The sequence below is a fragment of the Paludibacterium sp. genome, from assembly GCF_019232825.1.
Lineage (GTDB): Bacteria > Pseudomonadota > Gammaproteobacteria > Burkholderiales > Chromobacteriaceae > Paludibacterium.
Genome location: NZ_JAFAND010000094.1, coordinates 30,156 through 50,583, shown reverse-complemented (window position 1 = coordinate 50,583; position 20,428 = coordinate 30,156). Strand labels below are relative to the sequence as shown.

The 20,428-nt window shown below is 63.4% G+C and carries 19 protein-coding genes; 6 read left to right on the top strand and 13 right to left on the bottom strand.

Annotation, left to right across the window (positions count from 1 at the left end; translation table 11 throughout):
- The coding region (locus JOZ06_RS12770; protein ID WP_293232990.1) for a hypothetical protein at positions 1-184 on the top strand (184 nt) is incomplete at its 5' end.
- 110 nt (positions 185-294) lie between these two features.
- Here the strand turns inward: JOZ06_RS12770 and JOZ06_RS12765 are convergent.
- The 5 genes from JOZ06_RS12765 to trxB all read right to left on the bottom strand — a co-directional run bounded on the left by JOZ06_RS12765 (position 295) and on the right by trxB (position 4,694).
- On the bottom strand, positions 295-1,104 hold the full coding sequence (locus JOZ06_RS12765) for an alpha/beta hydrolase (protein ID WP_293232988.1): 810 nt from the start codon (positions 1,102-1,104) through the stop codon (positions 295-297).
- A complete protein-coding gene (locus tag JOZ06_RS12760; RefSeq protein ID WP_293232986.1) occupies positions 1,101-2,504 on the bottom strand; it encodes a PhoH family protein in 1,404 nt (467 codons plus the stop codon). The genes JOZ06_RS12765 and JOZ06_RS12760 overlap by 4 nt, the downstream gene beginning before the upstream one ends.
- 75 nt (positions 2,505-2,579) lie before the next feature.
- Positions 2,580-3,032, bottom strand: coding sequence for a peroxiredoxin (locus JOZ06_RS12755; RefSeq protein WP_293232984.1), 453 nt, complete (start codon positions 3,030-3,032; stop codon positions 2,580-2,582).
- A gap of 117 nt (positions 3,033-3,149) precedes the next feature.
- A complete protein-coding gene (locus tag JOZ06_RS12750) occupies positions 3,150-3,731 on the bottom strand; it encodes a Smr/MutS family protein (RefSeq protein ID WP_293232982.1) in 582 nt (193 codons plus the stop codon).
- A gap of 6 nt (positions 3,732-3,737) precedes the next feature.
- Positions 3,738-4,694: a thioredoxin-disulfide reductase gene (gene trxB, locus JOZ06_RS12745; RefSeq protein ID WP_293232980.1), complete on the bottom strand. Its 957-nt coding sequence runs from the start codon at positions 4,692-4,694 to the stop codon at positions 3,738-3,740.
- A gap of 124 nt (positions 4,695-4,818) precedes the next feature.
- Between trxB and JOZ06_RS12740 the strand changes: the two genes are divergently transcribed.
- Positions 4,819-5,028, top strand: a complete 210-nt coding sequence (locus tag JOZ06_RS12740) for a hypothetical protein (protein ID WP_293232978.1) — start codon at positions 4,819-4,821, stop codon at positions 5,026-5,028.
- 50 nt (positions 5,029-5,078) lie between these two features.
- Here JOZ06_RS12740 and kdpA read toward each other — a convergent pair whose 3' ends face one another.
- Both kdpA and JOZ06_RS12730 read right to left on the bottom strand, forming a co-directional pair.
- Entirely contained in the window at positions 5,079-6,809 is a 1,731-nt protein-coding gene (gene kdpA, locus JOZ06_RS12735) for a potassium-transporting ATPase subunit KdpA (RefSeq protein WP_293232976.1), read from the bottom strand.
- A 70-nt stretch (positions 6,810-6,879) separates the two neighbouring features.
- Positions 6,880-7,710 (bottom strand): GNAT family N-acetyltransferase, encoded by an 831-nt coding sequence (locus JOZ06_RS12730; RefSeq protein WP_293232974.1) that lies wholly within the window; start codon positions 7,708-7,710, stop codon positions 6,880-6,882.
- 243 nt (positions 7,711-7,953) lie between these two features.
- On the opposite strand from JOZ06_RS12730, the gene JOZ06_RS12725 reads away from it, so the two are divergent.
- Together JOZ06_RS12725 and JOZ06_RS12720 are read left to right on the top strand one after the other, a co-directional pair.
- On the top strand, positions 7,954-8,211 hold the full coding sequence (locus tag JOZ06_RS12725) for a hypothetical protein (RefSeq protein WP_293232972.1): 258 nt from the start codon (positions 7,954-7,956) through the stop codon (positions 8,209-8,211).
- A gap of 177 nt (positions 8,212-8,388) precedes the next feature.
- Positions 8,389-9,495, top strand: a complete 1,107-nt coding sequence (locus JOZ06_RS12720) for a hypothetical protein (RefSeq protein WP_293232970.1) — start codon at positions 8,389-8,391, stop codon at positions 9,493-9,495.
- Positions 9,496-9,516: 21 nt separating this feature from the next.
- Here the strand turns inward: JOZ06_RS12720 and JOZ06_RS12715 are convergent, their stop codons facing one another.
- The 6 genes from JOZ06_RS12715 to glnE all read right to left on the bottom strand — a co-directional run bounded on the left by JOZ06_RS12715 (position 9,517) and on the right by glnE (position 15,709).
- Positions 9,517-10,071 (bottom strand): hypothetical protein, encoded by a 555-nt coding sequence (locus tag JOZ06_RS12715; protein WP_293232968.1) that lies wholly within the window; start codon positions 10,069-10,071, stop codon positions 9,517-9,519.
- Between the two features lie 54 nt (positions 10,072-10,125).
- Positions 10,126-10,722: a TetR/AcrR family transcriptional regulator gene (locus JOZ06_RS12710; RefSeq protein WP_293232966.1), complete on the bottom strand. Its 597-nt coding sequence runs from the start codon at positions 10,720-10,722 to the stop codon at positions 10,126-10,128.
- Complete coding sequence (waaF, locus tag JOZ06_RS12705) at positions 10,715-11,758, bottom strand: lipopolysaccharide heptosyltransferase II (RefSeq protein WP_293232964.1); 1,044 nt, start codon at positions 11,756-11,758, stop codon at positions 10,715-10,717. The genes JOZ06_RS12710 and waaF overlap by 8 nt, the downstream gene beginning before the upstream one ends.
- Before the next feature lie 58 nt (positions 11,759-11,816).
- Positions 11,817-12,020, bottom strand: coding sequence for a zinc-finger domain-containing protein (locus JOZ06_RS12700; RefSeq protein WP_293232962.1), 204 nt, complete (start codon positions 12,018-12,020; stop codon positions 11,817-11,819).
- Between the two features lie 17 nt (positions 12,021-12,037).
- Entirely contained in the window at positions 12,038-12,961 is a 924-nt protein-coding gene (locus JOZ06_RS12695; protein ID WP_293232960.1) for a branched-chain amino acid transaminase, read from the bottom strand.
- Positions 12,962-13,030: 69 nt separating this feature from the next.
- Entirely contained in the window at positions 13,031-15,709 is a 2,679-nt protein-coding gene (glnE, locus tag JOZ06_RS12690; RefSeq protein WP_293232958.1) for a bifunctional [glutamate--ammonia ligase]-adenylyl-L-tyrosine phosphorylase/[glutamate--ammonia-ligase] adenylyltransferase, read from the bottom strand.
- Positions 15,710-15,781: 72 nt separating this feature from the next.
- Here glnE and JOZ06_RS12685 point away from each other — a divergent pair, with 72 nt between their 5' ends.
- On the top strand, positions 15,782-19,612 hold the full coding sequence (locus tag JOZ06_RS12685; RefSeq protein ID WP_293232957.1) for a YhdP family protein: 3,831 nt from the start codon (positions 15,782-15,784) through the stop codon (positions 19,610-19,612).
- Positions 19,609-20,418 (top strand): carbon-nitrogen hydrolase family protein, encoded by an 810-nt coding sequence (locus JOZ06_RS12680; protein ID WP_293232955.1) that lies wholly within the window; start codon positions 19,609-19,611, stop codon positions 20,416-20,418. The genes JOZ06_RS12685 and JOZ06_RS12680 overlap by 4 nt, the downstream gene beginning before the upstream one ends.
- Positions 20,419-20,428 lie beyond the last annotated feature (10 nt).

Sequence of the window (20,428 nt, the reverse complement as noted above, 5' to 3'; positions counted from 1 at the left end):
CGCGCGCTTGACCAAGGATCTGACCAAAACCGAGGCCGAATACGCCAAGCTGATGGCCAAGCTGGAGAAGCCGGGCTACGTCGACCGCGCGCCGGCGCATCTGGTGGAACGCGACCGCGCGCAACAAGCCGAGCTGGACGCGCGCCTGGGCAAACTGCGCGAGCAGATCGCCCGCCTAGGCTGAGAAGCTCTCAGCGATGCCTACAAAGCCCCGGCCCGGCGCCGGGGTTTTTTGCGTCAAGCGTCGGCGGGGCGAGGAAGTAGGGCGCGTTCGCGAAGCAACGCGCCATAGCGCTAAGTCGTGTGGGCGGTTTCCAGTGTCCCAAGCCACGTGGCAATGCGTTCGGCGCACGCTTGCCAACGGGTGTCGAGCATCATCATGTGTCCCATGCCGGGCAGAATCTCCGCATTGACGTTTAGATGGCGCGCCGTGGCCACCACGTCGTCGGCGTGGATCAGCGCGTCGTCGGCGGCGCCGAGCACCAGGGTCGGCAGCGGATGCGTGCGGCCGAGCGCGAGCGGATTGACGAGCGTCATGTCGATCAGCGCGCGCTGACTTTCGGATTGGCTATGTCGGATCATCCATTCGACATCGTCATCCGGCGTATCGGCGGAGAACAATAGCGCGCGCAGCTCGTTGAAGTCCGGGTTGTATTGGCCGTGCTGGTACAGGTTGAGTTTGACGAACAGCGCCGGCGCATGGGCCAACAGGCGCAGGCTGGAGGCGGCGAGGCCGACCGGCGGCACCGAGGCGAGGAGCGCCGCGCCCGGCAGACTGGCGTGGCGCAGGTATTGCTGCAGCACGTAGCCGCCCATCGAATGGGCGATCACCACCGGCGGCGCGTCGAGCTGGCGTATGGCCCAGGCCAGATTCTTGCGGTAATCGTCGATGCTGATGGCCGACAGGTAGTCGTGGCCGGAACTCGCGCCGTGCCCTTCCAGGCTCAGCGCCCAGCATTGGTAGCCTTGGCGAGCGAACCAGGGCAGAAAGTGCGGCTGCCAGCACCAGGCGCCGCAAAAGGCGCCGTGCAAGAACAAAAGGGGCGGCGCGTGCCGCGCCGCCCCCTGTGCCGCATGATGGATCAGCTCCAGTTTCGGGGTCACAGAACCTCTGCCGCGTGATCCGCCAGGCGGGAACGCTCGCCACGCTGCAGCGTGATGTGGCCCGAATGCTCCCATCCCTTGAAGCGGTCGACGACGTAGGTCAGGCCCGAACTACCTTCGGTCAGGTAGGGCGTGTCGATCTGCGAGATATTGCCCAGACAGACCACCTTGGTGCCGGGGCCGGCGCGGGTGATCAGCGTCTTCATCTGCTTGGGCGTCAGGTTCTGCGCTTCGTCGATGATCAGATACTTGTTGAGGAAGGTGCGGCCGCGCATGAAGTTCAGGCTCTTGACCTTGATGCGCGAACGGATCAGGTCGCGCGTCGCGGCGCGGCCCCAGTCGCCGCCGTCGTCGTCGGTCTTGTTGAGCACGTCCAGGTTATCCTCCAGCGCGCCCATCCACGGCGCCATCTTCTCTTCCTCGGTGCCGGGCAGGAAGCCGATATCCTCGCCCACCGGCACGGTGACGCGCGTCATGATGATTTCGCTGTAGATTTTCTGTTCCAGCGTCAGCGCAAGCCCGGCGGCGAGCGTCAACAAGGTTTTGCCGGTGCCGGCCTGGCCGAGCAGGGTGATGAAGTCGATCTCCGGATTCATCAGCAGATTGAGGGCGAAATTCTGTTCGCGGTTGCGCGCGGTGATGCCCCAGACGTTGTTTTTGCTATGGGAGTAATCCTTCAACGTCTCCAGAACGGCGTCTTTGCCCGTCAGACTCAAGACGCGCGCCTGCAAGGGCGTCTCGCCCTCTTGCCACAGCATCTGATTGACGTGCAGTGCGGCGGTGTCCGGGCCGCGCAGCTGGTAATAGCTGCGGCCTTTGTCCTGCCACGACTTCAAGTCTTTGCCGTTGCGCTCCCAGAAGCTGGTGTCGATCTCGCGCGTGCCGGTGTACAGGATGTCGGTGTCTTCCAGCACCTTGTCGTTGAAGTAGTCCTCCGCCGACAGGCCGAGCGCGCGCGCCTTGATGCGCATGTTGATGTCTTTGGACACCAAAATGACCGGACGGTCGGGATGCAGGTCGCGCAGCGCCGCGACGATGCCGAGAATCTGGTTGTCGGCCTTGCCGACCGGCAACGAGGCGGGCAATACGCTGTGGATGGCTTGGGTCTGCAGGATCAGTTTGCCGCTGGCGGCGTTCTTGCTCGCCGCCTTGAGGGTGATGCCCGACTCGATATGCGCTTCGATGCCGCTGACGATCTCGTCGAGGAAACGGCTGGCCTGGCGAGCGTTGCGGGCGACTTCGGACATGCCCTTCTTATGCTCGTCGAGCTCTTCGAGGGTGATGATGGGGATGAAAACGTCGTGCTCTTCGAAGCGGAACAAGCAGGTGGGGTCATGCAGCAGAACGTTGGTATCGAGAACGAACAGTTTAACGTTCTTGTTTTTTTTGCGGCTTGCCATGATGGATATCCCTTATTAGCTTCAAGATCCTATCCGGCGCCTGGATAAGGCGCCGGGCATCGGGCACTGCCAGGTTTACAGCGACTCGACGACGGCCAACACCTCCTCTGCGTGGCCGGGTACCTTAACGCCGCGCCATGCGTGCGCCACCCGACCATCGGCGCCGATGACGAAGGTGCTGCGCTCGATGCCCAGCACCTTTTTGCCGTACATGTTTTTGGTCTTGATGACGTCAAACAGCCGGCAAACGGTTTCCTCGCCGTCGGACAGCAATTCGAACGGCAGCGAGAATTTGGTTTTGAAGTTTTCGTGCGATTTCAGACTGTCGCGCGAGATGCCGACAATCTCCGCCCCCTTGGCCTGGAAGGCCGGGTAAAGATCACGGAAGGCGATGCTTTCGTTGGTGCAGCCCGGCGTGTTGTCCTTGGGGTAGAAGTAGATCACCAGAGGCCGAGGCGCGCCGGCCAGAGTGAAGGTTTTGCCCGAGGTGGCGGGAAGGGTGAAATCGGGGCACAGCTCATCTTGCATAAACACTCCTGTGGCGTCAGTGGTGGTTCGCAATCTTCTCATGCTGATGTGACGCGCTGTTTGCGGCTGGATGTCTCCATGTTTTATCTAAGATTAGCATGAAGTGCATATGAATAATCAATCAGTCATTTTACGCAGCAGTACCAGCAAGGCGCCGCCGTCGTTGCTGTCGCACCAGGCCAGCACATCCGGGTGGTGCGTCAGCCATAGCCGCGTGGTGCGTTTGAGCACCGGCTCGCCGTTGGAGCCGATGCCGCGGCCGTGGATGATGCGCACGCATTGGCCGTGCTGGCGCGCGTGGTGCAGAAACACCGCCAGCCGGTCCTGTGCTTGGTAACGGTCTAGACCGTGCAGGTCGAGTTCGGCGCATACCGGCCAATGCGCGGCGCGCAATTTACGCAAGGTGCCGTTTTGCATGCCGGCGCGGATGAATTGCTGCGCTTCCTCGGCGGGTTCGAACCAGCCGACGGCGTGTTGTCTGACGTCGCCGGCGGGGTTGCGCGGCCGTTTCTTCGGATGGGGGCTCGGACGGGGAAGCGGGAAGTGGACGCGGCCATCATCCGCGAGCGGCGTGACGCCGCGCATTTCGCGTTGGAAGTCCGCGTCGGGCTCAGGGACCGGTAGCGGCGCCGGGGTCGGCGCGGAGGGCGCCTTGATCGCCCCGCGCGCGCGCAACTTGTCCTTGAGCGATTTCAACACGCTTACTTACTTCAGCTGGTCGAGGTAACGTTCCGCATCCAGCGCGGCTTGGCAGCCCGAGGCGGCGCTGGTTACCGCCTGACGATAAATGTGGTCCTGCACGTCGCCGGCGGCGAACACGCCCGGCAGGCTGGTTGCCGTGGCATTGCCGGCATTGCCGCCTTGGGTGATCAGGTAGCCGGTGGTGTCCATTTCCAACTGTCCCTTGAAAATCTCGGTGTTCGGCTGATGGCCAATGGCAATAAAAACGCCGGAAAGACTCAAGTCTTCCGTTTTTCCGTCGATAACGTATTTGATACGGGCGCCGGTCACGCCGCTGTCGTCGCCGAGCACTTCGTCCAGCACGGCGTGCAGTTTGAGACTGATCTTGCCTTCGGCTACGCGCTCGTTGAGCTTGTCGATCATGATCTTTTCGGCGCGGAAGCTGTCGCGGCGGTGAATCAGGGTGACGTGACGGGCGATATTGGCCAGGTACAGCGCTTCTTCCACGGCGGTGTTGCCGCCGCCGACCACGGCGACGTCCTGGTTGCGGTAGAAGAAGCCGTCGCAGGTGGCGCAACCGGATACGCCTTTACCCATGAAGGCTTCTTCCGTCGGCAGGCCGAGGTATTTGGCCGAGGCGCCGGTGGCGATGATCAGGGCGTCGCAGGTATAGGTGCCGGCGTCGCCGACCAGCCGGATCGGTTTTTCGGTCAGATGGGTAGTGTGGATGTGGTCGAACAGGATTTCCGTGCCGAAACGTTCGGCGTGACGCTGGAAGCGGGCCATCAGTTCCGGGCCTTGCACGCCGTCGGCATCGGCCGGCCAGTTGTCGACCTCGGTGGTGGTCATCAGCTGACCGCCTTGCGCGAGGCCGGTGATCATGACGGGCTGCAGATTGGCGCGGGCGGCATAGACGGCGGCGGTGTAGCCGGCCGGGCCGGAGCCGAGGATCAAAAGTCGGCTGTGACGGGATTGGGTCATCGTGGTCTTCCTGTTGCAGTTTTAGTATGAGTCAGGACTATTTTAGCAGTTTGGCCTGACAGCAGTGAGATGGCCAGCTACACTTGGCCTTAAAGCAGTAAGCGCTTTCTCGGGAGATTGGGGCATGAACATTGCCAGTCAAGTAGCAAATATCGGTAGTGATGGCAGCGGTGTATCGCAGGCCATCCAGGTTTCCGTGCTCAATAAGGCCAAGAGCGCCGACGCTGCCGCCGTGCTGCCGCTGTTGAATTCCGCCGTACAGGAATCGCAACAGATCCAGTCGACGGCGTCGAACCCGGCGCATTTGGGGCAAAACGTCGACGTTCGCGCCTAAGCATTCGGTACGGTAATTGTTGTTTTCCCAAGGCCCATGAAGCAGCCGCTTCATGGGCCTTTTAGCATCTGCAGATGCTCCACCAGGGGGCCCATCACCCATACGGGCAGAAAACTCAAGCCGACGACCAGCAAGAGCGTGGCGAGGATCACGCCGCCAAAGCCCCAGCCGTCGGTGGGCAGCGTGCCGGCGGATTGCGGCCGGCGCCCCTGACGGGCAAAACACCCGGCAAGGGCGAGGATTGGCGCCGCGAGGCCGAAGCGGCCGGCCAGCATCGCAAGCATGGTCGTGAGGTGATAGAACGGGCTGTCCACGCTCATGCCGCCGAAGCTCATGCCATTGTTGGCGAAACAGGAAGCGTAGGCGATCAGTACGGCAGTCAGGTTGTGCGCGCCCTGATTGGTGGCGAGGCCGGCGAGCCCGGCGGGCGCGATCAGCGCCAGCGCGCCGAGCGGAAGGATCACCGCGGGGGCGATCACCGTGTAGAGCGCAATCAGTTTGACTTCCTGGGGGCCGAGGGTTTTGCCGAGATATTCCGGCGTTCGCCCGATCATCAGCCCGGTCACGAACACCGCCACCAACGCGGTCAGCACCAGGCTGTAAAGGCCGCTGCCCAAGCCGCCGAACACCACTTCGCCCAATAGCAGGTTGATGAGCAGCACCCCCCCGCCAAGTGGCGTGTCGCTGTCGATCGATTGGTTGATGGAGCCGGTGGCGGTATTGGAGGTGACGATGGCCGTGAGGGTGGTCGAGGCGATGCCAAAGCGCGTTTCCTTGCCTTCCATGTTGCCGCCGCTCTGCCAGGGGCTTTCTTGTTGCGCGATGGCCTGCGCCGCCAAGCGCGGGTTGCCGGCCTGCTCTGCGCGGTCGTGCAGCCCCAGGCCGGCGCAGAACAGCGTAACCATGACGCCATAGAGCACCCAGCCGTGCGCTTGGCGCTGTGTCATCTGACCGAAGGTGTAGGTGAGCGCGGCGGGCAGCAGCACGATCGCCAGCATGCCGATCAGGTTGCTGAGCCCGGAGGGATTGGCATAGGGATGCGCGCCATTGGCGGCGAAAAAGCCGCCGCCGTTGGTGCCGAGGTTTTTGATGAATTCCAGCGAGGCGACCGGGCCTTGCGGCAACAGCTGCCCCGCTCCCGCCAGCGTCTTGAGCGGAATGTACGCATGCCAGTTCTGCGGCACGCCTTGCCAGACCAGCAGCAGGCCGCCCACGAGCGACATCGGCAGCAATACCCACAGCACGGCACGGGTCAGATCCACCCAGAAATTGCCCAAGGTATCGCAGTGGCGGCGGCTGAAGCCGCGGATAAAGGCGATGCCGACCGCCAGGCCCGCGCCGCCGGCAAGGAAATTCTGCGACGTCAGCGCCAGCGATTGGCTCAGGTAGCTAAGCGCCGATTCGCCGCTATAGGCTTGCCACGTGGTAGTGGTGGCGAAACTGATGGCGGTGTTCAGCGCCAGCAGAAAAGACAAGGGGCCGGGGCGATAGTGTGGATCGGCGGGTTGGCCTAGCGGCTGCAACAACAGCATCAGCGTGACGAAAGCGACCCCCAGAAGCCCGGCGACGATGAGCGCGCCGGTATAGGCTTGCCAGGACATCTCCTGTTGCGGATGGATGCCGGCAAGGCGGTAAAGCCGGCGTTCCAGCGGGAGCAGCAGCGGGTCGAGCAAGGTGGGTTCGCGGTTGAAAACGTGCGTCAGATAGCGTCCCAGCGGACGCACGCATAGCGTAACGGCAAACAGGAACACCCCATACAGCCAGAGATGACGCGGATCCATGGCGGCCTTTCGTGAGTAACGCTAACGTCAGGCTAGCATGAGGCGTGTAAAGACCACGTAAATACTTCGATCAAGCCTGGCGCTGCGTCAGCGCCGGCGTTTGCGCGTCGCGCCACGCCGCTTGCATGTCCTCGAACGGCAGCATCAGTTGTTTGTAGGCGGCCGGCGACTGGATGAAGCCGCACGCGAGGTAGAAGCGCGCCGCCGGCTCGTTGAGCGGCTGGATCAGTAGCGCCGTCACGCCGATCTGTTCGCTGATCGACAGCACGTGCAGGATGGCGTCGCGCAACAGCGCGCGGCCAAGCCCTTGGTGCTGATAGAGCGAGTCGACCGCTAGGCGGTTCAGCAGGGCGATGGGCAGGGGGAAGATCTGCCGGTCGACGGCCGGCGTGCCGTAGCCGGGAAATTCGCGCGAGTCGATCTGACCGACGCTCAGGCTGAAGTAACCGACAACGCGCCCTTGGGCGCTGACCACGAAGGTGCGCGCCGCGTTCTTCAGCTGCGCCTGGCGCGCGCGGTGCGCGAGCCAGTCGTTGAGCGCCGGACGTCCGCAGTCGAATTGCACGATCGAATGCGCCGGCGCCAGCGGTTCTGGCGCATGCAGCGCCGATTCGCCTTCCCATGGCGCTTTTTGGGTCAACAAACGGCATAGGGCCGGGGAGGGCGTCGCGACGCGCTGGCGCAGCGCGATGATTTTCTGCCGTTCGCTGCCGGAGACGACGAAGTGGCGCTGATCGAGCACGGTCCGTTCGGCCGCTTTGCAGACGCTGTCGATGATGAATTGCGCGGTGGATTGGCCGGCAAGGTCCGCGGCGCGGCGCAGCAGGATGTCCTGCTCGTGTTGAAGGTCGATCGAATGACGGACGGTTTTCTGCAGCCAGCCAAACCGATGCAAAGGCATGATGTCCACCCGATGGCGATGATTTGCCCGCATAGTAGACCAGTGCGTTGACCGTCTCAAGGGAGCAGGTCAGCTCAGTTTCAGATTTTACTGACAGCCGTGCTGGCTTGTCTTTTTTCCGCTTGCTCCCTAGGCTTTTGGTTTGCGGCATCAGCCGCAAACAGGCGCGGCCCGAGGGTGCCTAGGAACACCCCCGGACCGCTGACCACGCAACTCCTTATCCCTTTTACTCGGAGAAGTTGAATGGCTATCTCGCATCGTACTGCAATCCCCACCGCCGCTTCAAACCGCGACCTCCGGCAACTGCCGCTGTTCGCTCTGATCTCGGAACTGTGCGCGCCGCGCGCGGGCCAAGCCGACCCCGGCATCTGCCGGCTGATCGTCGACAGCCGTCTGCCGTGGGCGTCGCTGCGCGTCGATTCGGAGCGATCTTGGCTGTATTTCCCGGAAGTGGTGCGCACGAGACGGGTGGCGGGGTGCGTGATTTTAACTGCCGAATAAGGCGCTAACCGAGGCGGGGAGCGTCCGCTCCCCGGTTGGTATCATCAAGTATCATCGATTTTGATACTTCTCATCTGTTCGTTCGGCGAGCTTCAATTTTGACGTTGTGTATGCCCCATCCCTTCCAGTATCATTTAGTATCATCAATTTTGATACTTCTCAAAAATAATGAGAAAAATGGAAACTGTCCTTGCCGATCCCTGGCATTTCCCGCGCCCGGCGCTGGCCGAAGCTTATCTCGCTATGTTCGATTTAAAGCTCACGTCCGCGCGCGGATTGTTTGCCCGCCGCCGGATGGGCAAGACGGAGTTCCTGTGCCGGGACTTGTTGCCGGCTGCCGCCAAACAGGGCTATCTCGTTGCCTATACCAATCTATGGGATAACCGTGCCGCACCCGATAGCGCGCTCGTCTCGGCGCTGGCCATGGCGCTCAAGCCTCAGGGTGTGCAGGCGTTGCTCGCCAAATTTCGTGCGCCGGTCAAGCGGGTCAGAGCCAGTGCAAGCATCCCCGGTGGTGTCGAAGGCGGGTTTGAGGCGGAGCTGACCTCGGCGGCGGTAGAGGGGGTGCTGGCCCTGCAAGATGTGCTCGCGCAATTGGATCGGCAGAAGCAGCCCTTATTGTTGGCGATAGACGAAGCACAGGTTCTTGCTAGCGCGGAACATAGTGATTTTTCCCATGCCCTGCGTTCGGCACTCGATATCCGGAAAGATCGGATCAAGGTGATTTTTGCCGGGAGTTCGGAGACGACATTACGGGATATGTTTGCCCGTCCGCTAGAGCCATTCTATAACTGGGCGGCCTTGGAGCCGTTTCCGCTATTGGGTGCGGAGTTTGTCTCGTTTACCACCGAGCTTGCCAACAGCATGGCAAGGATGCCTTTGAGTCTGGACTATGCACATCGCGCTTTTGACGAACTGCACCGCACGCCAGAGTTTTTCAAACGCTTTATCGAGCGCTATATGCTCTACCAAATGGAGGGTGAAGCAGCGGCGCTGGCGCATACTAAGGCTTCAGTGTTTTCCGATGGGCATTTTTTGAAGCAATGGAACAATTTGCTTCCCGCCGATCAAGCTGTCTTGTCGTTGCTGGTGCATGGCGAGTCGGATTTGTATGCAGCGCCCGCGCAGGCCAAGTTATCGTCATTGCTTCGTCAGGCGGTGACCAAAAACACGGTCAGCCATGCCCTGAGGCGTCTTCAGGCGGCGAATGTGGTGACGCGGCTCGCCTTGGGTGAGTACCGTCTTGAAGACGAGACCTTCGCCGAATGGGTCCGGCGACGTTAGGGACCCTCTGAACATGGAGACCTACGCTTGCGTGTTGACCTGATGGGTGTTGGTGCTGGCTGGCTGCAACACGATTTGCGTCGCTTGATAGTGTTGCGCGATGGTTTCGGGATTGGGCGCGCGGGATTTTTCCGCCTGGGCGGCCGCCTGCCGCGTCTGCTGTTCGGTTTGTTGCGTTTTCTGGTCCTGCTCGGCCTGGGCTTGCCGTTGATTTTGCGCCGCGGCGGCCTGGCGCTTGGCGTCGGCGCGCGTTGCCTCGGCTTGCTGGGTTTGATTGTTTTCCGCCTGCAGGGTTTGCGGCGGCGTCGGCGTCGGTTGTCCACGGCTTTGCGTCGCCACGTTGGCTTGCGCGGTGGTCAGCTGTTGCCGCAGCTCGGCCTCGACGCGCGCGGTTTGCTGATTCTGCTGCGTCTGGACCACGGCTTTGGGCGCGGGCGCTTCCACCTGCTGGGTGGCGGCGGTCTGCGTGGTTTGCTGCTTGCGGCTGTTGTCGGCCGCCTGTGCTTGTTGGGCCGCCTGCTGCGCCTGGATGCCAGTGGCGACACTGGCGGGAAGGCTGGCAATGGGTTGCGGCATAACCTGACTCCGTCAAGGAACCTTTTTCTAGCTTAACCCATAAAACAAGAAAAATCAGCGTGTTGCCGTATTTTCCTCGCGTAGGACCAGCGCCAGCATCCGCTCGGCCAGCTCGTCGACGCTCATGTCGCCGTCCGGGTGGAACCACTGCACGGTCCAGTGCAGGCTGCCAAGCAAGGTGCGGCGCAACAGCCGCGTGTCGCTTCTGACCAGACCCGCGGCGGCGGCCTCGTCCAGCACGCCTTGCCACAAAGCCTCATAGCGGTCGCGCAGCACGATGAGTCCCGGGCGGGCCGCTTCGCTCACGCTGCGCCACTCGTACAGCATGACTTCGAGCGCCGCCTGGTTTTCACCCAACAGCGAATGCAAATGCACATGAAACAAGGCCGCGAGCTTGGCGTTGAGCGTGTCTGCGCGGGCAAGCGCCGACTCGAGCTGCTCGGTGGTGCGGGTGATGCCCAGCGCCATCACCGCCACCAGAATCTCTTCCTTGCTGCGGAAGTGATAGAACAGGCTGCCGGATTGCAGGCCGACCGCGTGGCCCAAGTCGCGCACGGTTGTGCGTTCGTAGCCTTGATCGCGGAACAGGCTGGCGGCGGCCAGCACCAGTTCCATGCGGCGGCTGTTATGGTCGTGTGCGAGGTTATTCATGTTCTGTGTCGAGGGAGGGCTGCAGTCTGGGCAATAGTTTGGCGACGGCCTGCCACGCCAGTTCGGGCGCCAGCTTCTCCAGGCAGTCGGTATGGCCGAACGGGCAGACGCGTTCGAAGCAGGGGCTGCATTCCAGGCCCAAGGTGACGATTTCGGCGCGGTCGGACAACGGCGGGGTGAAGTCCGGGCTCGACGAGCCATAGAGCGCCACCAACGGTTTGTCGAGCGCGGCGGCCACGTGCATGAGGCCGGAGTCGTTGCACACGACGATATCCGCCAGGCCAATCAGATCGATCGCCTGGTCCAGGCCGGTACGGCCGCAGAGATTGACGGCCACGCCGTTTGACAGCCGGTCGATCTCGGCGCCGATCTCGGCGTCCTTGGCCGAGCCGAATAGCCAAACTTGGAACCCGGCTTCGGCGAAGCGGCTGGCCAGCGTGGCGAAGTGGCGCGCCGGCCAGCGCTTGGCCGGGCCATATTCCGCGCCCGGGCAGAAGGCGGCGATCGGCTTGTCGGCCGTGAGCGATAGGGAGGCCAGCGTCGCGTCTTGGCGCGCCGCTTCGACGGTCAGCCGCGGGTAGGGAATAGGGCGCTTGAGCGCTTGGCCGCGGTGGGTGCCCAGCGCACAGAACCGTTCCACCATCATCGGCAGGCGGTTTTCGTCCAATTCGCGCCAATCGTTGAGCAGACCGTAACGCGATTCGCCGATGAAGCCGGTGCGGCTGGGAATGCCGGCGAAGAGCGGGATCAGCGCCGACTTGAGCGAGTTGGGCAGCACGATCGCTTGATCGAAGCGGTATTTGGCCAGCTGGCGGGCGGTCTTCCAGCGCGCCACCAGGCTCAAGGCGCCATGGCCGAACGGGTTGAGATGCGCCTGTGCCACTTCGGGCATGCGCGCCAAAAGCGGCAGCGTCCATTGCGGCGCGAAGACATGCAGTTCGAGCTCGCCGTGGAGCTCATGCAGCCGCCGGTATAGCGGCTGGGCCATCACGCTGTCGCCGACCCAGGAGGGGGCAATGACCAGGATTTTTTTCATGCGGTTCGGATTCAATTAAAAAAGGGTGCCAGGCACCCTTCAACAAAGCACTGGCGGCTCAATGGTGCCCGTCCGGCTTGCCACCTTGCAGATGGTAGCGGGTGGAACAGTAGGGACATCGCGCCTCGCCGTGCTCGTCCAGCGACAGATAGACACGAGGGTGGGCGTTCCACTTCAGCATGTCCGGCATCGGGCAAGCCAACGGCAGGTCCGCCGCGGTAATCTCGATCTGGCGCTCGGTGTTGGGTTTCAATTCGGGCATGATTCGCGGTTCCTTGCTTATTTCACGTAGGTCAGCCAAGCGTCGTGGCTGGCGTCGAGGCCTTTGACGCAGTCAAAGAAACGGCGCTGGATCTCGGCGGTGACCGGTCCGCGGGTGCCGCTGCCGATCTGGCGGCCATCCAATTCGCGAATCGGCGTGACTTCGGCCGCGGTGCCGGTGAAGAACGCCTCGTCGGCACTGTACACTTCGTCGCGCGTCAGGCGCTTCTCGACGATATCGAGCCCCATTTCGGCGGCGAGCTGGATCACGGTATCGCGCGTGATGCCCTCCAGCGCCGAGGTCAGGTCGGGAGTATACAGCTTGCCGCGGCGCACGATGAAGACGTTTTCGCCCGAGCCTTCCGCCACATAGCCCTCGACGTCGAGCAGCAGCGCCTCGTCATAACCGTCGCGCGTGGCCTCGGTGTTGGCCAGGATGGAGTTCATGTAGTTGCCGTTGGCCTTCGCCTTGCACATGGTGATGTTGACGTGATGCCGGGTGAAGGACGAGGTCTTGACGCGGATGCCTTTCTCCAGTCCGTCGGCGCCAAGGTAGGCGCCCCACGGCCAAGCGGCCACGATGACTTGAACGTCGTTGGCCGGCGGCGCCACGCCAAGCTTGCCGGAACCGTAGAAGGCCATCGGGCGGAAGTAACAGGACGACAGTTTGTTGGCTGTCACCACCTCGTGGTGGGCGCGGTTGATGTCTTCTTTGCTGAACGGCAGTTGAATGCCGAGAATGTGCGCCGAGCGGAACAGGCGGTCGGTGTGGTCCTGCAGGCGGAAGATGGCCGGGCCGCGGGCGGTTTCGTAAGCGCGCACGCCCTCGAACACGCCCATGCCGTAGTGCAGCGTGTGTGTCAGGACGTGAGTGGTGGCCGAGCGCCACTCGACCAGTTCGCCGTTGTACCAAATGAATCCGTCTCGGTCTGCCATCGACATGATTAGTTTCTCCGTTTGTATATTTTGTGTAGCGGCAATTATAACGCCGCGTTAGTGGCAATACATAAATCAGTTCGTTCCGAATAAATAGTGCCATAGCGCCTGGGCTTGGCGGTAGTGTTCTTCCAGTTCGGCCGTCACTTCGCAGCGCCGCGCCTCGTTGAGCCGGGCCGCATGCTGCAGCCGCCGGCAGTAGCGATACGTCTGGCGCGCGGCTTCGGCCAGGTCGGCGGGAATCAGCTCCGCCTCGGCCGCCACCGCCAACAGCGCGATGGTGCCGGTATTGGCGGTCAAGGCGGGCAGCGTGCCGGCGTGCGCCAGGATCAGGTACTGGATGATGAATTCGATGTCCACCAGGCCGCCGCGCGCGTGCTTGACGTCGGCCGGGTCGGCCGGGTGGGTTTCCAGCATGCGCTTGCGCATGGCGCGCACCTCGTCGACCAATGCCGCCGGATCGCGAGGCTCCGCGAGAATCGCGCGGCGGGCGCGGTCGAAGCGCTGGTGGATGTGCCGGTCGCCGGCCACGAAGCGCGCGCGGGTCAGCGCTTGGTGCTCCCAGACCCAGGCCTGTTTCTCCTGGTACTGTTCGAAAGCCTGCATGGTGCTGACCAACAAACCGCTCGATCCGTTGGGCCGCAGGCGCAGGTCGATGTCGTACAGGCCGCCGGCCGCGGTGGTGCTGGTCAGCCACGTCACCATCTTGCGCGCCAGGCGCGCATAGCGCTCCGGCGCGTCCGGATGCGGGTCGTCGAAGAGGAAGATGACGTCCAGGTCGGAGGCATATCCCAGTTCCTTGCCGCCCAGCTTGCCGTAGCCGATCACGGCGAAGGCGGGCGTCTCGCGGTGCCGGCTGGCGATATCGCGCCAGGCATGGCGCAAGGTGGCGTCGAGAATCAGATCGGCGAGGCGCGACAGCTCGTCCGATAGCGCCTCGACCGTCCACATGCCGGCCAGATCCTGTGCCACCAGGCGAAAGGCCTGCGCATGCTGGACATGGCGCAGGGTGTCCATCTTGGCCTCGACATCGCCCTCGCAATCGGCCAGCTGTTGCTCCAGTTGCGCGGCGATGGCCGGCCAATCGGGCGGGCCGTAGAGCACCCGGGCGTCCAACAGCTCGTCGAGCAGAATCGGGTGGCGGGTCAAATAGGTCGAGACCCAGGCGCTGGCCGACGAGAGCGATGCCAATCGCTGCAGGGTCTGCGGGTATTCGGTCAAGAGCGCCAGGTAAGGCGCGCGCCGGCTGATGGCCTCAAGCAGGGTCAGCACGCGCGACAGTGTGGCGTCCGGATTGGGAAAATGGCCGCAGACCTCGATGAGCGGCGGGATCAGCGCGTCGAACCGTTTGCGGTTGGCCAGCGCCATCTGCTGATAGCGCTGGCTGGTCGACAGCCCATGCAACAGTCGGGCCACGTCGTCGGGATGCTGGTAGCCGTGCTCGGCCAGGGCGGGGCGGATGTCGTTCTCGCCGATGTCGCGCCACAGCGCGGTCAGCGGATGATCGGGCGCGCTCTCGGTCGGCAGGAAGAAGACTTGTTCGAAATGGCGCGTGACGTGGCGCCGATGGCGGGTGAGGGCCGACAGAAAGGCATCGGTGCTGGCGAAGTCCATGCTGGCGGCGATGCGCTCCAGTGCCTCGGCGTCGGCCGGCAGCGTTTGGGTCTGCTGGTCGTCGACGTATTGCAGCCGGTGTTCCAAATTGCGCAAGAACGTGTAGGCGTCGGCGAGTTCGGCGACCGCCGAGGGTTCGAGCAAGCGCAATTCGGCCAGCCGCGCGAGCGTTTCCCGCGTGCCGAATAGCTGCAGGCTTTTTTCGCGGCCGCCACGGATCAGTTGGAACACTTGGGCGATGAACTCGATTTCGCGGATGCCGCCCGGCCCCAGCTTGATGTTGTCGGCCAGATCGCGCCGGGCCACTTCGCGCCGAATCTGGCTCGACAGCTCGCGCATGGCGCCATAGGCGTTGTAATCGAGGTATTTGCGGTAGACGAACGGGCGGACGAGCTCCGATAGGCCGGCGGCGTCGCCGGTCAACGCGCGCGCCTTGATCCACGCATAGCGCTCCCATTCGCGCCCTTGCGTCAGCAAATAGTTTTCCAGCGCGCTGAAGCTCATGGCCAGCGGCCCCGAGTCGCCATAGGGCCGCAGACGCATATCGACCCGGAATACCTGGCCGTCGGCGGTGACGTCGTTGAGCAGCGCAATCAGTTTTTTGCCCACCAGGCAGAAATACTCGTGGTTGCCGATGCGTTTCGCGCCGTCGGTTTGGCCGTTTTCCGGGTAAATGAAAATGAGGTCGATGTCGCTGGAGGCGTTGAGTTCGCCGCCGCCGAGCTTGCCCATGCCGATCACGATCAGCGTCTGCGGCTCGCCGCTGTCCTCGCCGATCGGCGTTCCGTGATGCGCCAGCGCATGGCACGCCACCGGCAGCGCCGTATGGATCGCGAATTCGGCGAGCAGCGAGATGGTGCTGACCACTTCGTCGAGCGTGGCCAAGCCGCCGACGTCGCGTCCGATCAGTCTTGCCATGACGGCGCGGCGCAAGGCGCGTAGCGCCGGCGCCAGCGTCTCCGGCGTATCGAGCGCCGGCCAGTCGGCGAAAGCCTGCATTTGCGCGCGGTCGAACGGCAGGGCGAGATCCCGCTGCAGCCGCGCGCCTTCCTCCGGATGAGCCTGCAAGAGTCGCGACAAATAGCGAGAAAAGCCAGTTGCTTTGTCAATGGCGCTGGCACTGCCGGCGTTTGATGGCATAATGTCTCCGCGTTTCGGGATCCCGAGAGAATGTGCTGACATGTCTCCCTCCATTGTACTGGTTTGTCTCCGTTGAAAAAGCTTATCGGCTGGTTGCGTCATCTTCCGGTTGTCCGCACCCTCAAGGCACTGCTGCGGCTGCTGGTTTGGATTGTCGGCGTGGCGGCGTTTGCCGTCGCGGCGGGTTTCCTGTTGTTTACCTTCCAAGTGCTGCCCAATCTGGACCGCTACCGCGTCGCGCTCGAACAGCAGGCGGGGCAGGCGGTGGGCCGTCAGGTGCGCATCGGCCGGCTGGCGGGCAGCTGGGATGGTTTGGCGCCGCGCTTCGAACTCTCCGCGCTGTCGATCTCCGATCCGCGCGGGGCGCCGCTGACGCTGGATCGGGTCGTGCTGGTGCCGTCGTGGCAAAGTTTGATTGCCTTCGAACCGCGCCTGGCGCTGATCGAGCTGACCTCGCCGTCGCTCGACATTCACCGCGGGTCTGACGGACGCTTCTATTTCAATGGCTTTCCGCTGTCCGGCACGGGCAATCGCGCTGCGGGCAAGACCCATCCGGGCGATTGGCTGCTGCGGCAGAACAGTATCGTTGTCACCGGCGCGCGCATCGCCTGGCAGGACGAATATCTGGGGTTGCCAAAGATCACGCTGACGGAGGGCCAGCTCGAACTGAGCAATGGCCTGTTCGGCCACGACTTGCGGCTTTCCGGCAAGCCGCCAGCCGCCGTCGGCGACAGCGTCGAGCTTTCCGGCAGCTGGCATGGCGACCAGCTTGACCAGTGGCAACAATGGCGCGGCAGCCTGAGCGCCAGCCTGCACGGGGCCCGCGTGACGCCGTGGAGCCGCTATCTGCAGTCTTTCGGCCTGTTGAGCAGCGGCGAAGGCGATGGCACGGTCGATCTGTCGTTCAGTGGCGGTCATGTCAACCGGCTGGAAGCCGACGTCCAGGTCAAGAACGCCGCCTACAAGGTGCCCGGCGCGTCCGAGTTGACCGTGCCGGTGCTGGCGGGGCATCTGTCGCTGATACGCAATGGCGACCGCTATCAGCTCAGCGCGACCCATTTGTCGCTTTTGAGTGCGAGCGGACCGGTGTTTGAGGACTCGAACATCGACGGTTATTGGAACATCGGCAATGTCGGCGGCGGAGAGATGCGCGTCGATAACGTCAATCTGGCGCACCTGACGCCGTTTCTGCACGCTTTCGGCATGGATAGCAGCCCGTTGTTTGCCCATTTCGCGCCGTCGGGGCAGTTGCAGCGGCTGGCGGTCGGCTGGGAGGGGCGGATGGAGGCGCCCAGCCGTTACCGCTTCGACGCCGATTTCTCGCGGCTGGCTTGGCAGCCGTTTGGCGAGGTGCCTGGCGTCGATGGCGTCAGCGGCTCGGTCAAGTTCGACCAGGACGGCGGCCGCTTGCAGCTCTCGGCGGCCGATAGCGTGACGATGCCTCACGTGTTCCCCAAACCGCTGCGCTTTACCGCGCTATTGGCCGATATCGGCTGGCGCACGAGCGGGGTGGGCGTCGAGGTCGACCTCAATAAATTGCAGCTGGCCAACGACGATCTGCACGGCCAATTCAGCGGACATTACCGCCGTGCCGGCAGCGGTGCCGGGAATATCGATTTGAGCGGCGGCATCGATCGGGTCGCGGCCGCGCGCGTGGCGGACTATCTGCCCTATCAGGCCGGCGCCGGCACGCTGCACTGGCTTGAGGGCGCGCTCAAGGGGGGCGTGCTTGAAAACGCGGCGCTGCGCTTGCGCGGCGACCTGGACCGCTTCCCGTTCAAGGGCGGGCAAGGGGGCGAATTCCTGGTGACGGGCACGGTGCGCAATGCCTCCTTGCTGTTCGACAAGGCCTGGCCGGCGCTGACCGGCTTCGATGCGAGCCTTTCGTTCCACAACGAACGCATGGACATCCGCTCGGCCCAGGTGGAAACGCTGGGCAACCGCTTGACTCAGGTGCTGGTCAGCATTCCCGATTTGGGCGCCGGCGTGCCGTGGCTGGAGATTCAGGGGCAAAGCGCGGGCGAGTTGGCCCAAATGCTGCGCTATACCGTCAAGAGCCCGGTGGACGGCTGGTTGTCGGGATTTCTCGGCAAGACCCGCGCCACGGGACAAGCGGCCTTGCGATTGTCGTTGTCGATTCCGCTGGCGGGGCGGGAATCCGCCAAGGTCAACGGGCAGTTGCATCTGATGGACAATCAGCTGACGATGACCTCGCTGCCGTTGCCGCCGTTGCAGGCGGCCAACGGCACGCTGGCTTTCACTGAACACGGTGTCGCCACCTCCGGCATCGCTTTCAAGGCTTTTGGCGGGCCCTTCGTTCTTAAGGCGGCCAGCGACGCCAACGCGCGCATGCGCTTCAGCGTCGACGGCCAGGCCGACAGCCGCCAGGTGGTGGCGCGCTATGTCGACTTCCTGGCGCCGCACTTCAGCGGGCAATCTCACTATCAAGCGCGTTTTACCCTGCATAACGGCTTGGAGTTTTTGCAGGTCGCATCCGACCTGGCGGGCACCGGGCTGGATGCGCCCGCGCCACTGGCCAAGCCGGCGCCCGCGGTGCTGCCTTTCAATTTGACGCTGATGCCCGAACGGGGCGGCGACGGCATGCGTCTCGATTTTTCCGCCGGCAGCCAGATCGCCGGGCGGTCGCGTTTCGCGGCTAACGGCACGGTGCTGGGAACCGAGGTGGCGATCGGCCGAACCTTGAGCGATCAGCCAGGTCCCGGGGTGCGCATCAAGGCGGCGTTGCCGGAAATCGACGCGCGCGCCTGGAGCGACTGGGTGATGGCCGCGTCGAGCGGCGCCGGCGATATGTCCTCGCTGCCGCTGTTGCATGTCGAATTGGGCACCCCGTTGCTCAGTTGGGGACCGTACACGTTGCATCGCGCGAGCTTATGGTTGGGGCACGAGCCCAATGACCGCGTTTGGCACGCCATGATCGATGCCGCCGAGGTGCAGGGCGCGATCGATTACGACCCGAGCAATAACGGCAGCATCCATGCCCGCTTGCCCCTGTTGTCGTTGAGCCAGTTGCCGCGTGGCGGCGTGAGCGGCTTGTCGGGCGGCTTGCCCTCGACGCTGCCGGCTATGGACATCCGTGTCGGCAAGCTGGTGTATCACGGCACCCCGATTGGCAGTCTCGCGCTCAACGCCCGTTACGCGGCGCGCGACTGGCTGTTGGATAATGTCAGCCTGACTTTGCCAGAGGGCAGTTTCACCGGTTCGGTGCGGGTATTGGACGCCGGGTCGGTCGAGACGCGCTTCAAGGTGCAGGCGGCGGATTTGGGCAAGCTGCTGACGCGTGCCGGTCTCAAGGACTCGTTCGACAAAGGGCACGGCACGCTCAGTGGCGCGTTGTCCTGGCCTGGCGGTCTGGCGGACTTCGACGCTGCTCAGATCAGTGGACAGGTGTCGACGGACCTGGCCGATGGCCGTTTTGCCAAGGTCGATCCAGGCGTGGCGCGGCTGTTGGGCGTGTTGAGCCTGCAGTCGCTGCCGCGGCGCATCCATCTCGACTTTACCGACGTGTTCAGCGATGGGTTTGCCTTTGACGTATTGCGGGGTGACGCGACGGTCAATCACGGTATATTTAAATCTGATAACTTGGTCATGCGCGGGCCGGGCGCCGATGTCGGCATCAAAGGCGAAGTCAATCTGGTCACGGAAACGCAGCAACTGATGGTGCATGTCGAGCCGCATCTGTCAGAAGGCGTCGCGCTCGCCACCGGCGCGGCGCTGATCAACCCGGTTGTCGGCGTGGCGGCGCTCGCGGCGCAAAAAGTGCTGCGCGATCCGGTGAGCAAGATTTTTTCGGTGGACTACAGCGTGAGCGGCAAGATCACCGAGCCGGTGGTGACCCGCCTCAAGCCGGTTTCGCCGGTCAACATTCCATGGAAACGGCCATGAAAACCAAATACCTTGCCGCTGCGGTGCAGATGGTGTCCGGCACCGATTGGCGCCGCAATCTGCGCGATGCGCAAGCGCTGGTCGCCGAGGCGGCCCGGCGTGGCGCGAGCCTGGTGGCGCTGCCGGAGTATTTCTGCCTGATGGGCGAGCGCGAGGATGATAAGGTGGCGCTGGCCGAAATGCCGGGACAGGGCGAGCTACAACAGGCGCTGGCGGATATGGCGCGTTGCCACGGCATTTGGCTCGTCGGCGGCACCGTGCCGCTTGCGTCGCCCGAGCCAGGCAAGGTCTATAACACGACCTGGCTGTTCGATCCCACCGGCGTGCCGGCGGCGCGTTACGACAAGATCCATCTGTTCGGTTTTTCCGGCCTGGGCGAGACGTATTGCGAGTCCAATACCATCACGCCGGGCGGCGAAGCCGTGTGCGCCCACACCGAACTGGGCGACTTGGCGTTGGGCATTTGCTACGATCTGCGCTTTCCCGAACTCTTCCGAGCGCTCGCGCCGTTCAATGTGCTGGTGCTGCCGGCCGCTTTCACCGCCACCACCGGCGAAGCGCACTGGGAGGTGCTGTTGCGCGCCCGCGCTATTGAAAATCAATGTTACGTCATCGCTTCGGCACAAGGGGGGCGGCACCAGAACGGCCGTGCCACGCATGGCCATTCGATGATCATCGACCCCTGGGGCCGCATTCTCGCCGAACAAGCCGAAGGTGAGGGCGTGGTGCTGGCCGAGATCGACGCCAACCTGATCCAATCCGTCCGGTCGCGCCTGCCCGCTTTGGCGCACCGGGTACTGAAATGAAAGAGCCCGT